This window comes from Methanogenium sp. MK-MG, from assembly GCF_009914725.1.
In the GTDB taxonomy this organism is placed as follows: Archaea; Halobacteriota; Methanomicrobia; order Methanomicrobiales; family Methanomicrobiaceae; genus Methanogenium.
The window spans coordinates 1-12,963 of sequence record NZ_JAAAWJ010000055.1; the positions used below are offsets into that span (position 1 = coordinate 1).

Annotated in this window: 10 protein-coding genes and 2 tRNA genes; 6 read left to right on the top strand and 6 right to left on the bottom strand. The window is 42.7% G+C overall.

The window, feature by feature from the left end; all coding sequences use genetic code 11:
* The first annotated feature begins 545 nt into the window (after positions 1–545).
* Complete coding sequence (locus MKMG_RS08305) at positions 546–4,100, top strand: PAS domain S-box protein (protein ID WP_165077235.1); 3,555 nt, start codon at positions 546–548, stop codon at positions 4,098–4,100.
* A gap of 214 nt (positions 4,101–4,314) precedes the next feature.
* Positions 4,315–5,193 carry a PAS domain-containing protein gene (locus tag MKMG_RS08310; RefSeq protein WP_165077237.1) on the top strand — a complete coding sequence of 293 codons (879 nt, stop codon included), beginning with the start codon at positions 4,315–4,317 and terminating at the stop codon, positions 5,191–5,193.
* A gap of 136 nt (positions 5,194–5,329) precedes the next feature.
* Here MKMG_RS08310 and MKMG_RS08315 read toward each other — a convergent pair whose 3' ends face one another.
* The 3 genes from MKMG_RS08315 to MKMG_RS08325 all read right to left on the bottom strand — a co-directional run bounded on the left by MKMG_RS08315 (position 5,330) and on the right by MKMG_RS08325 (position 7,515).
* Positions 5,330–5,602: a hypothetical protein gene (locus MKMG_RS08315; protein ID WP_165077239.1), complete on the bottom strand. Its 273-nt coding sequence runs from the start codon at positions 5,600–5,602 to the stop codon at positions 5,330–5,332.
* 976 nt (positions 5,603–6,578) lie between these two features.
* Positions 6,579–6,650: transfer RNA gene (locus MKMG_RS08320), tRNA-Thr, on the bottom strand.
* A gap of 145 nt (positions 6,651–6,795) precedes the next feature.
* Positions 6,796–7,515, bottom strand: a complete 720-nt coding sequence (locus MKMG_RS08325; protein ID WP_165077241.1) for a sugar phosphate isomerase/epimerase — start codon at positions 7,513–7,515, stop codon at positions 6,796–6,798.
* A gap of 184 nt (positions 7,516–7,699) precedes the next feature.
* Here MKMG_RS08325 and MKMG_RS08330 point away from each other — a divergent pair, with 184 nt between their 5' ends.
* Positions 7,700–8,722 carry a PAS domain-containing protein gene (locus MKMG_RS08330; protein ID WP_165077243.1) on the top strand — a complete coding sequence of 341 codons (1,023 nt, stop codon included), beginning with the start codon at positions 7,700–7,702 and terminating at the stop codon, positions 8,720–8,722.
* 32 nt (positions 8,723–8,754) lie between these two features.
* Entirely contained in the window at positions 8,755–9,297 is a 543-nt protein-coding gene (locus tag MKMG_RS08335; protein WP_165077244.1) for a hypothetical protein, read from the top strand.
* Between the two features lie 3 nt (positions 9,298–9,300).
* Here the strand turns inward: MKMG_RS08335 and MKMG_RS08340 are convergent, their stop codons facing one another.
* Positions 9,301–10,326 (bottom strand): mechanosensitive ion channel family protein, encoded by a 1,026-nt coding sequence (locus MKMG_RS08340; protein ID WP_165077245.1) that lies wholly within the window; start codon positions 10,324–10,326, stop codon positions 9,301–9,303.
* A gap of 45 nt (positions 10,327–10,371) precedes the next feature.
* Here MKMG_RS08340 and hypD point away from each other — a divergent pair, with 45 nt between their 5' ends.
* Positions 10,372–11,400: a hydrogenase formation protein HypD gene (gene hypD / locus MKMG_RS08345; RefSeq protein WP_165077246.1), complete on the top strand. Its 1,029-nt coding sequence runs from the start codon at positions 10,372–10,374 to the stop codon at positions 11,398–11,400.
* A 127-nt stretch (positions 11,401–11,527) separates the two neighbouring features.
* Positions 11,528–11,599: transfer RNA gene (locus MKMG_RS08350), tRNA-Arg, on the top strand.
* Positions 11,600–11,992: 393 nt separating this feature from the next.
* Here MKMG_RS08350 and MKMG_RS08355 read toward each other — a convergent pair.
* Together MKMG_RS08355 and MKMG_RS08360 are read right to left on the bottom strand one after the other, a co-directional pair.
* Positions 11,993–12,646, bottom strand: coding sequence for a hypothetical protein (locus tag MKMG_RS08355; protein ID WP_165077247.1), 654 nt, complete (start codon positions 12,644–12,646; stop codon positions 11,993–11,995).
* Positions 12,647–12,666: 20 nt separating this feature from the next.
* A partial coding sequence (locus tag MKMG_RS08360) for a rubredoxin-like domain-containing protein (protein WP_371415206.1) occupies positions 12,667–12,963 on the bottom strand: 297 nt, incomplete at its 5' end.

Below are 12,963 nucleotides of genomic sequence, written 5' to 3' on the forward strand. Positions count from 1 at the left end.
TCATCAAAAAATCCTTATCGGATTTGACAGTTACCGTTGATTCGTGGAAACGAAAGACGAAAACATACATCTACTCGAATTTTGATGCCATAAACACGACGATTTTAAGCCATAATTGGGGTATTTCATGATTTGATTGAGTGAAATTCACTAACTGTCAAATAGATTATCCGGACAAAAAATGAAAATTTTTGATCGCTGTAGCGGATAGTCTGCTCAGGTGAATGAACTCAAACTGGCAAACTTAGGATTTAAAACAGAATATTCTGATTGCATCTGAAGAAATGTATCACATATTAAATGCAGTGATCTTTTATCAGTTCAGTCAGTTCATTAATGCCGCCAGAAAAACAATGCACAACACTTATAAGTGGTTGCATTCCTCATGTAAATTAATCGTTTGAGAAAAAATAACTAACTATTTTCAATATTTTTCAAATCCAACCAATAATTGCTCATTAAAACTTCTAAAATTTTAGAATGGACATGAAATAAACAAGGATGCCTTGCATACACTTAAATATCATATTGTGTATCCAACACCTATGCCCAGCGAGCAGGAACTGCTCGATAGAATACTGAACATACTAAAGTTCAAGTCAAAGGGAATGACGATAACAGAGATCTCTCATGTTACAAACATTCACCGAAATTCTATCGCAAAATATCTCCAGGTTCTATTGGCATCAGGCAAAGTTGATGTGCAGCTCATCGGCAATGCAAAAGTCTACACACTCTCCCGCCGGTTGCCAATCAATTCAATGCTGCATTGTTCTCCTGATTTAATCGTTCTTCTGAATCAGGACAGGAGAATCATTCAGGTTAATGACAAATACCTTAAATACTTCAATCTTGATGAAAATGACATACTCAACAGAGAAATTAACAACCCGGAAATCCCTGTAATCAGTGATGAAGCAATATTCCCCTTAATTGATCGTTCGATTGAAAACGGGGAGATATGCAGTAAGGAGATTACCTATGCTTATGATGGTAAACGCTACTATTTTTTTGTCAAATATATTCCATTAGTCCTTGAGGGCGGGGAGCATGGCCTGATTTTAATTATCAAAGATTTTACCGAAGAAAAGAAGATAAAAGACGCACTCACTGAAAATGAAGACAAATTTAGAAACCTGTTTAATAATGTAAATGATTCAGTATTTCTCTATGAGATCACCGATAATCAGGAGATCGGGAAATTAATTGAAGTAAATGATACTGCCTGTAATAAACTAAGTTACACCAGGGATGAATTCTTTCAGATGGAATTTGGTGAAATATTTAATTCAGAATATCACCGTCAAAACTCTACAATCGAAACAAATCTGGCAGAGAATTACCATTCTATTTATGAAGGGATGCAGGTAAAAAAAGACGGCACAACATTCCCAATAGAGGCCAGTGCCCATGTATTTTCTTTACAGGAGAGATTGGTTTCCCTTTATGTCATCCGGGATATCTCTGAGAGAAAAAATGTGGAGAATTGTTTAAAATTAAGTGAAAATCGGTATCTGGATATTGTTGAGGGTCAGCAGGAACTGATCTGCCGGATTTCGAAGGATCACTCGGTAAATTATGTTAACGAAGCATTCTGCAATCATTTCAACATTCAAAAAGATATGATTATAGGCAAAACAATGGAGTCACTGGATATATATCCGGTTGATAAAGAACAGATTCAGGCATGCATAAATCTGTCAGATGCTGAAAAACAATCAAAAAATGTTGAATTTCGTATCCATCAACAGGGGGGGAAATTCAGGTGGATAGAAAGCAGCATATCTCCAATATTTGATGCCGAGGGAGCTATTCATGAATTCCAGTTCATCGGAAGATACGTTGCCGATGCAAAACTGGCAAAAGAAGCCCTGAAACGTAATGAGGAAAACACACGGTTTTTACTGAATTCAATAAATGATAATTCCCTTCTTATTGATTTAAATGGCTGCATACTGTCACTGAATAAACCGTCTTGTAAATACATCCGGGACTTTTGCGCAGATGACACACTGAGTATAAAATCAATTACCGGCAGAAGCATCTATGATTTTATTCCGGAAGACGTCGCCAGGAACATCAGGGATGTTACATCTGAAATCATCGTTTCAAAAAAATCGGATTCATTTGTGGATGAAACTGATAACAGGGTATTTGACTTTTCGCTTTCACCAATGCTAAATTCAGATGGGGATGTCGAAAAAATTGCTGTTGTCAGAAGGGATATTACCGGGAGGAAAGAATATGAATCAGATCTAACCAGCACTATTTCCCGATTTACTGATATTGTCGATTTTCTGCCTGAAGCCACCTTTGTAATTAACGGTGATTCTGAAGTCATTGCATGGAACAAGGCAATGGAAGAACTGACCGGAGTGCCTAAGAACGAAATTATTGGTATGGGAGACTGTCTCTATTCAGTTCCTTTTTACGGTGCAAAGCGGCAAATGCTCATTGACTACGTAATGTCCCGCGACATGACACAATACGACCCGTCTGAAACAATCTGGAAAGAGGGAGATTCACTTAATGCTGAGATCTGGTCATCTCACATCTACAATCAAAAAGGGGCATATCTCTGGGTGAAAGCAACAGAATTGTATGATGAAGAGGGAAACGTCGTCGGTGCAGTTGAATCAATACGGGATGTGACACACAGAAAGAAAATGGAAACAGAACTATTAAAAAGTGAAGGAAAATATCTGGATTTAGTTGAAAAAACATGCGCAATAGTCATGAAAACGGATATGACCGGAAAAATATTGTATATCAATAAATTTGGGGAAAAACTGCTTGGATATCAAAAGGGAGAACTGATCAACAAAAATGCATTTGATACCATCTGTTCCGGTTCAGTGGAAAATATTCGCATATTTAGCGACATTATTGAAGAGATCCTTGAAAATCCAACCCGGTTCAGAATTACGGAGAATGAATACATTGCCTGGAATGGAGAGAAAAGATGGATCTCCTGGACAAACAGCTCCATCATTGATACTGAGGGTCGCCTCACAGGGATCTTTGCAGTAGGTACTGACAATACAGCCAGAAAACTGAGCGAGATCAAAGAAAAAACCCATATAAAAAATCTGGAATTTATTTCCCGGTCTGCCACGAACTTTGCCAATCAGCCGCACAATGAACAGATATATGATTACATCTCTTCTGAACTCATTTCGCTTCTTCCCGGCGGTCTGGCGGTGGTCAGTTTATATGATGAAAATTCGGGAACATTACACATCAAATCAATAAAAGGAGAAATTGAAGAATATGAAAATATGTTGAGCAACATGCTTAACCAGAATGTTCTGGATAAGAACTTCAAAATTCCTGATGACTATCGCCCACACCTGATTTCTAACGGGCTGATTCACCTGCCTGGAGGCATGTATGACCTTTTTCTGAAGAACTTTTCAGAAGATGTCTGTAAGACTATTAATGATGTTCTGGATCTCTATGAATGCTATATGATAGGAATATCAAGGGATAACAGACTGTTTGGGAGCATCTCCTTTGCCGTACCGAACTGCATTAACGATGAGATCAGATCAGTCATTGAGATTTTTGTAAACCAGGCATCGGTTGTTCTTCAGAGATGCTGGTATGAAAAAGAACTGGCCAAAAATACCATCATTGCAGACCCGGAAGAAAAAAAGGGTGATGCACAGTCAGAAGAATCGCAAAAAAATCTAAGAACAATCTTTGAAACGATCAAAAATAACCATATCCTTGATGTCCGGAAACAAAATGAGGTATTTGCATCCATCTGTGGAAAAAACCTGAACCGGCCTGTATTATCAGTTGACATAAAAGGAACTATTACCCGTGCAAATTCAAAAATTTCAGAAATTATTGGAGAGGACACTACCATTATCGGAAAAGAGATTGGAGCTTTCATTCCCCCCTCCTCGCAGCTTGAAACCAGAGAGATTCGGAAGTATATTGCAGATGATTCGAAAGATGAACACATGGAAATTTCAGTGCCGTTTGTGTCTCGAATTGGTGAACCAGTTAATCTAACATGGAATCTGGAAAAAATGTTTGATCAAACAGGTGATGTTACAAATATTCTGTGGATTGGCGATGAGTATGTCAGGTAATGTATGGATGTCAGATCAGGGATTCAGCCAGAGTATCTTTCCATCATCCATCTTAATCCGTTGCGTATATACATTATCCGGCAGTAGCAATGCCTTGGATTTTCAAAAAAATACTGAAAATGCAATCCAGTATTGATATGTTGGTCCGATAATCAGTTGTGATAGATGAGGACATGAATCATTAAATACTATAATGACAACATATCACAGAATCATGAAAGAGAATCATGGAGGACTGACAAAGATTCTTGAGATTCTGAAGCAGAATCCACGGGGCATGTCAGTTACGCAGATTACAGAAATAGTCGGGATGAACAGGATAACCGTTGGACATTATCTGGACATACTGCGGACGTCCGGTGAGGTCGATATGGAAACCTATGGGCAGTCCAAGGTATACTTCATCTCACACCGGGTGCCGATATCTGCGATGATGAATCTCTCTTCTGATTATGTAATTGTCCTGAATAATACTCAGAAAATTGTACAGGTAAACAGCAATACCATTTCCCTGTTTAATCGCAGGAAAGAAGAAATTATCAATGAAAATATTCAGGATGTTCTTCTCCCTTTCAACACAGGGGTAGACCTGCAGCCAAAAATCGATCAGGCCCTGGAAGGAGAGGTAGTAGCAGAAGAGATCAGGATACTGAAAGATACAGAAGAACTATTCTTTAAAATGAAAGTAATTCCAACAGTTTTTGCGGACGGTTCACCCGGAATTACCATTATTCTTGAAGACATCACAGAATACCATAAATCAATACAGGCGCTTCAGGAAAGTGAACAAAAATTCAGGGAACTTCTTAAACACATCAGTGAATTCCTGGCAAAGGCAGAACATATTGCAGAGCTTAATGACCAGATCAGGAACCCGCTGCAGGTAATCATCGGCATTACTGACCTTGAAAATGCCGAGATGGTTGATCAAATAAAAGAACAGGCAAATGAGATTGATACCATAATCCGGCAACTCAATATTGGAAATATCGAGGCGGAAAACATCCGGGCTTTCGTTAAGAGATATGCAGATGCAGCGAAGGAAAATGAAACCCTTCCGGATACTGATCTACAAAAAACTGAAAATGAATAAATCAGAATCCCCCATTATCTAAACCCTAAACTATACCCGGTCAGGTATGGAAGAGCAGGATAGTTTTTGGTCCAGGACATTCCTCCACCCCTCAACGTACATGTCTGATCTCTATAAAGTCAATAATCCCAAAAGATCATGGTTTGATCAGATCCCTGCTCTGGTTCAGTTCAGTCATAAGATCATCCACATGTGGGTCATCTTTCATGCCGAGCATATCAAATATGCTCGCGATGAACTCAATCAGTTCCTCTGCCAGATCACTGAGATATTGCACAAAACTCGTAAATGCATTAGTGGTACCGAGAGGTGTTTTTGAATAGTCCATCGAGACCGTATCAGGGGAATCAATTTTTGAAATATTGAAGGCCTGATCTGCCTGAACTGCCGGTATAATCAGCAACGCCATACATACTATCAAAAAAAATCTGAGATGTCTATTATTTCGCATATCCTTCCCTTCATTTATAGTTTCAGGATATATTCTTACAGACTAAATACGTTTTTCCCGAATTTAGAAATTAGTTTATATCAGGACTGGAAACCGGGGGTTACATTATTGGACGGAGAGAAAGGGTGGAACGCACAATAAACACCACAAATAAGGTCAGAAATGGATATACGCTGTTGATTATCACCAAACGTTGAATCCGATCCACAAATGATAGGGGACAGACATTTATACCAGCCATATCATGTGCAGAGATGAACACAGCAGAGAGTGAGAGACCCATCCCACCAGAGTATTACAATGATTCTGAGATGTTCACCAAGTGACCACACCACATATGAACAGTAGTTCAGGTGATGATTGCCCTTCTCCCCTATTATTGAAAGAATGGAACGGGGAAAATTAAAGTACAGTGCTAACATCGGAATGGAGGGCACTGGATATGCTGTTTTCTTCCTCCTGCAACTGCGGTGTACGATTCGCGTCACTTTGGGCAAAAATCCCGGCATCTGGTTAAGCAACGCATAAATAATCCTCAAAATGGCCTGCGCCTTGGAAAAACGTGTCCACACAGAAGCCCGGAGCAGGCCGTTCTCAGCCGGAGACTGTAGATCCTCCCAAAATACCTGCCAATAGCGACCGCTCAGTATTCCGCAATCAACCGTCATTTTCCGGCAGTAAAAAAAAGCAGAAAATACGTCCGTTCTGCCCCCCAATTCCCCGGCACAGTGGGTCAAAGAGGGTAAACAAAGGGTGACAAAAAACAGGTGTGGAGCAGGAGCTCCCGTTTCCGATATTCATCCGACCCTGTTTTTTCACACATACACACGTTTTCTTTCGCTGCGCAGCATTTTCTACAGAGCCATATTTATACAAACGACAATTACAAAACAATCAAAATGAAGAGAATAACAAAAATGGGATGTAAACAGAAAGCCTCAGGCGAGAGTTGAACTCGCGACCTCGTCCTTACCAAGGACGCGCTATACCACTAAGCCACTGAGGCACCAATCGTAGGATTGTATTACAAGGTCGATTTCAAACGTATAAAATAGTATTGAAATTGTTCTCAGAAACTGCTATTCCCAACCCAAATTTATGGTCCGAAATACCTCTGTGCGCAGAGATACTGGCATTTTGCCACAAAATCACTATTCAAAACCAAAAGATTTAAGTGCAGCAAAACTGGTTTCAACCGCATCCAGCGATCGCACTTCAAGAACCGGCTCCACTTTTCTCTGCTTCAGAATACTCAGCACATTCTCCCAGTCAATACTGCCACTTCCCACAGGAAAATGACTGTCCTCTGTCCCACAGTTATCATGGATATGACAATGCGCAAACGGCAGACTAAGGAACGAGTCAAGAACACCTGACAAAAATGCATGCCCGACATCCAGACATATGTTACAGTCATCAAAATACTGGTAGTCATCCGGGGTGCAGAATAAAAAATACGGCCATTTGGGCATATTTTCAATAAAAAATGTGACACCCGAATCATCAGCTGTAGTCCCGATTTCACCAAGTGAACGACGGAGAGCCTGAAGTGAAAATACCTTCCCCTCCGTCCATGCAGAATACCCCGGATGGATGACAACCTTCGCATTCAGTTCACCGGCTATTGAAAGGGCTTCTGAGATTACCTCAACACTTGCACGGCGGATTGGTTCAAGTGTACTTGCAATATTAACTCCCCGTGAGGGTGCATGAAGAGAATACCGGAAAGAAAACTGACCGGGAATCTCTGCAGACTGGCAGTAATGAGGACCATCATCCATAATCTCCACAAAATCAGTCATTCCCGAAAGAATTTCAAGTGCATCTTCAAGTGGTCTGTCGTGCAGACATGAAGTCGAGATACCTGTCATACCGGAGTATTGTGAAACATCTATACTAAACTGATTCCCTCACAGGCAGCAGGCACACAAAGAATTATCATTTGAAATACACTAAGTATATAATATCAATAGTCATCCCCAATTCAGATAAGAGAGACTGCTCATATGCATTTAATTATTAATATGTGGAGATCACTGATTCAGAAGAGGTATAATGACGGACAAGGAAAAAACACCACATACCAGTCTTACCAGAGATCTGCAGGACATACTCCCGCAGGTCATCCTGAATAATGACCACCTGATCGTTTTCTGTAGTGATAATACCGGAAAAATACTCTTGTGGAACCGTGCAGCAGAGATCATCACCGGTTATTCTCATGATGAAATACCTGATGTGGCAACAGCGTTCAGAGTAGCATATCCTGACAGCACCTACCGTAAAATAATTGCCAGTGTCAGGGATACATTCAGAAAAAAAGAAAATAAATCAGTTCATTATGAGACAAAGATCAAAACAAAAAACGGACAAATACGTTATATATCCTGGACTATTGAACGAATCCCTGAGACCAGTACAACTCCACAGTTCTACGTAACAATCGGAACAGACGTAACTCACACCCGGCAGAGTGAAAATGATGCACTGCTCCTCAGTGAATTCATCCACTCATCACATGATGCAATCATTGGCATCAGCCCGAACGGGTCAATCCTTACATGGAACAGTGCTGCAGAGGATATATTCGGGTACGAGGAGGCAGAAAGTATTGGTGAACCATTTTCCCGGCATATACCGGATGATAAAAAAAAGTTCTTTGCATCCATCCTCAGGAATGTTTCAGAAGGGCAGTATTTCAAAGGTAATATAATATGCCTTACGAAAACAGAAAAACAGATTACAGCCGGTATTGCATTTTCACCAATATCAGGTGAGGACGGGACGGTCGATGGCATCTCTGCTATTATCAGGGATATGACGCGTGAACAGTCTCTTCAGCAGACAATGAAGGGGTATATATCCGAAGCAACAATGCGCCTGAACCACCCCACAGAACTGGTGGAAGGTAACATTGCATCCCTGATTGAACGAATCAGAGAGGGAGGGTATGAAGATGAAGATATACTGATAGAACTGCAGGTGCAGCAGAAAGCACTGTCACAAATAATTCATAATCTCAGGGAACTCTCACAGGCGGTAATCGGCCACTTCAAAGAGATTGAAAAAGAGATGTGATACCAGATACCATTCAGTAAAGGAGCAGACATTTGGTGATTAATCCCGGGGATCTGACATCTGAACAGATTATACTTATCCAGTCTGATGCCCATTTTCTTAAAAACGTGAGCACAGAGGCTGTAAAGAGTATTACCGCTGGTGGATTCCGTGTAATTATGATCACCACAAACCAGCCATCAATGATTCTTTTAAAGATGTATTCCCGTGCCAATATTAATACAGGTCTTGTCTTTTTTATCGATGCCATAACAAATTATGCCCTGGGGAAAGATGAAGGGGACAGTGAAGATGTCATATTTATCAGTAACCCGGGAGATCTCACTGAAATTGGAATTGCACTCACAAAAGCTTTGAAAAAATTTGAGAATGAAGATGTGTGCATCGTGCTCGATTCAATCAGCACCATGCTCATCTATGTATCATCAGCGAGAATTTCAAAATTTATTCATTACCTCACAAACAAAATCCGGCTCTCTGATATCCATGGCGTGCTCTTTGCAGCCAAAAACGGGATTGACCCCGGATTTATGATTCAGCTGACCACATTTGTAGATGAAATAAGAGAAGAATAGAGATTACTTTTGCATATGCACATCCATCTGTGGGAACGGTATTTCAACTCCTTCCTCAGCAAACCGGCGTTCAATCTCAAAATTGATGTGATCCTTAATTTCCCATGACATATTGAACCTTTTTGCCCAGATAACCATCATATAATCAAGGCTGGACGCCCCGAATTCCAGGAAATACACATTGGGAGCGGGATCGGTCAGGATATAGGAAGTATTCGTTGCTGCGTCACGGCAAATCTCCAGAAGGACCTCTTTTACCCGGTGGATATCACTCCCATACGCAACGGAAACAGGTATTTTTACCTTCAGTTTGACATCCGGCATGGCATAATTGGTGACAACACTGTTTGCTATTTTTGAATTCGGAATTGTCAGCAACTGATAATCAAGGGTCTTGATTCTCGTGCTTCGCGGCCCGACACTCTCCACATCACCCAGATATCCATCAATTTTAATCCGGTCACCGATGACAAAGGGTTTGTCAACCAAAATGAGGGCGCCGCCAAAGAAATTGGATATCAGGTCCTGTCCTGCAAGGGCAACGGCCAGTCCAAAGACACCCCCTGCGGCAATGAGCGGAGTGATATCAATATCCAGATATGACAGGACAATGAGAATCGCGATAAACCAGATGATATACCGGACGGTAACCTCAAGAATGTAGATGATTTTGTCGTCAAGATCACTCTCTGTTTTGGCAGAGAGCCACTGCCCGTACAACTTAATGAAATTTTCAACAAATATTGAGACAACCCAGGCACCCAGAAATATGTACACCGCATTCAGGAATTTACCATCAATAATCCATGCATATTTCTCAGGGACTGTAACATACCCCATCGCAAGGAAAAATGAAAAAAACAGTATTCCTGCAACAATAGGTTTTCCAATCGAAAGTACAAGGATATCATCAAACCTGGATTCGGTCAGATCAGCCCTGTGCTGCAGCCATTTAAACACCCGTGCGACTATATAGGCTGCAATGATCCCGATGAGAATAATTTCCGCTGCAATCAAAATATCAGACATATGGGATAATCTTTTTTGCAGGCAACTATAAAAATAATGATTAATATGGCAGATGGAACAGACATCCTCAAGGCGTTACAGGAAGAGATGGACAGACCCTATACATTCATGCACATCTGCGGTACGCATGAGGCCGCAATTGCCCATGCCGGACTGCGAAGTATTTTGCCGGATGGACTGAAGATTGTCATGGGGCCCGGATGCCCGGTGTGTATCACCCCCCAGGGCGAGATTGATGCTGCAATTGACCTCGCAGAAAAAGGCTGCATCATCGCGACCTACGGGGATCTGATACGGGTGCCCGGCACAAAGGGCGCCCTTGAGGAATACGGAAAAGATGTCAGGGTGGTCCAGGGTGTACACAAGGCAGTTGAGATAGCAGAGAAGACGGACCGTGAGGTTGTCTTTATCTCTGTGGGGTTTGAGACAACAGCGCCTACTGTCGCTGCCACCATTCTGCAGGAACCGCCGGAGAACTTCAGTATTCTCAGCTGCCACCGGTTTGTTCCGCCAGCAATGAAGTATCTCTTAGAACAGGGTGAGGCAAAACTGGACGGATTTCTTTTGCCAGGCCATGTCTGTGTGGTTGCCGGATACCAGGAATATGAACAGTTTCCGGTGCCGCAGGTTGTCGGCGGGTTTGAGCCGGAGGATATTCTGCTGGGCCTCCTGATGCTTGTCAAACAGGTCAAAGAAGGGCGGGCAGAGGTCGAGAATGCATATCCGCGTGCAGTCTCCCGCGAAGGCAATCCGAAAGCGATGAAGATGATATATGAAGTCTTTGAAACATGCGATGTGGAGTGGAGGGGGTTCCCGGTCATTCCGGGTTCCGGCCTCAGGCTAAAAGAGAAGTATGCCGCATATGATGCACAGAAGAAATTCGGCATCGAAATCAAACATGTTGAGAAACATTCTGCCTGTATCTGTGACAGGGTGCTTCGCGGTGTGGCAGACCCCTCTGACTGCAAACTCTTTGGAAAGGCCTGCACCCCCAGAAAGCCGGTCGGGCCATGCATGGTCAGCCATGAAGGCGCCTGTAAGATATGGGCGCTCTATCACCAGAAAAAATACTAAAACAACAATCTCAATTTTTTTTCAATTTAAACATACCATTTATTGCAGCGATTTCACCAATGTCATCAATATTTCCCCTGTCAGATGGAAATCCCTTAATATCATTGAGATGAATAGTATGAGGCAGGTCCCGGTAGGGTAGTGGATATCCTGGGAGCCTCCGAAGCTTCCGACCCGGGTTCAAGTCCCGGCCGGGGCGTATTGAAGGGGATTTGTTTTCCCTTTCGCTTTTTACGCATCATTTCTTTTTATTGCACGAATGTTATTATTTCCGCATGGTTAGATTATTTTTACGCAGAATCAAGAGTGGCACGTGCACTCTGTGGACACATACAAAAACACTATAGATCCCTGAGAAAAGATAATCCCGATTTTTGGCGCCTTTGCACCTGTTGTCCTGCACGCGCCATCAGCATTGCCACCTCCTCTCTGCATATAAAATCCGGTGAGGAATGCGTCACATTGTCCCGGGACAGGAGGGAATGGTATCCCTTCTGCAGGTTCACACGGATACCGGCCGTTCAGAACAATTACGGTAGCAGACGGCAGCCCTGCTATTACCGAATGTGAGGATATTGATGATTATCCCCCGTCAGACCCCTTTTCCCCCTGCACATTTACTCCAGAGCACTGACCGGCAGGTGCAGTGATTTCCCAGATGGCATACCGCAATGGTGGAAAAGGTGGCTCTCTCCGGCAACACAGGCAGGTTTTCAATCTCTGTGACGTCACCATTCCCCAGGGTAATATGCGGTGAATACCGCTCATATCCTGCCTTCTCCTTGTACTCGGGCACATAGCCAAGCGTAAAGGGGGTCAGTTGCTCATCCTCATCGCGGACAAACGATGCTGCAGAGCATTTTTCCTTTGAGATGCCCGCAAGCTGTGCCATAACACTGCGGTGCAGGATAAAAACGGAGTCATCTTTTGCAAGATTAATGCCTGACACACGGTCGCCGGAGTCAGTGACGACCGTTACTGCCTCCTCAATGCCAATCTCCATCGGCAAAAGCCTGTTTGCCAGTTGTTCAAGAGGAACGTTCAGTTCTGACAGGGCACGCCCGGGGATGCACCCCATTGCAAGGGATACATGGGGAATATGTTGCACCATATCGAGCCGTATTGCATCATCCCCGGTCATTTCAATGAGCATTCGATTGATCTGTATGGCAGCATCCATCACCTCAGGAGGGGGGAGAAGGACAATATCAACCGCATAATTCCGAAAAAGTCCACCTGCGTCCATGGCAGAACGTATGTGCGGGATTATTTAAGATATTTCTCAAACCGATCTGATGAAGCACCGCATATCGGACAGGTCTCTGGAGGACTCGTGCGTGCACAGAGGTAACCGCATACCCGGCACCGGTATACCGGAAACGGAAGGGTATGTTTTTCCGGCAGGACAGATGGTTTTGAACCTTCAGTCTCTTCAGTTTTATATCCACCAGGGGGAGGCCTTCTGTCAGGGATACACGAAACAGGCGTAGTTCCCGCAGCCACGTCCTTTGATACATACAGGGCACAGTAACATATGCCATAATCGATGATATCCTGGTCCCT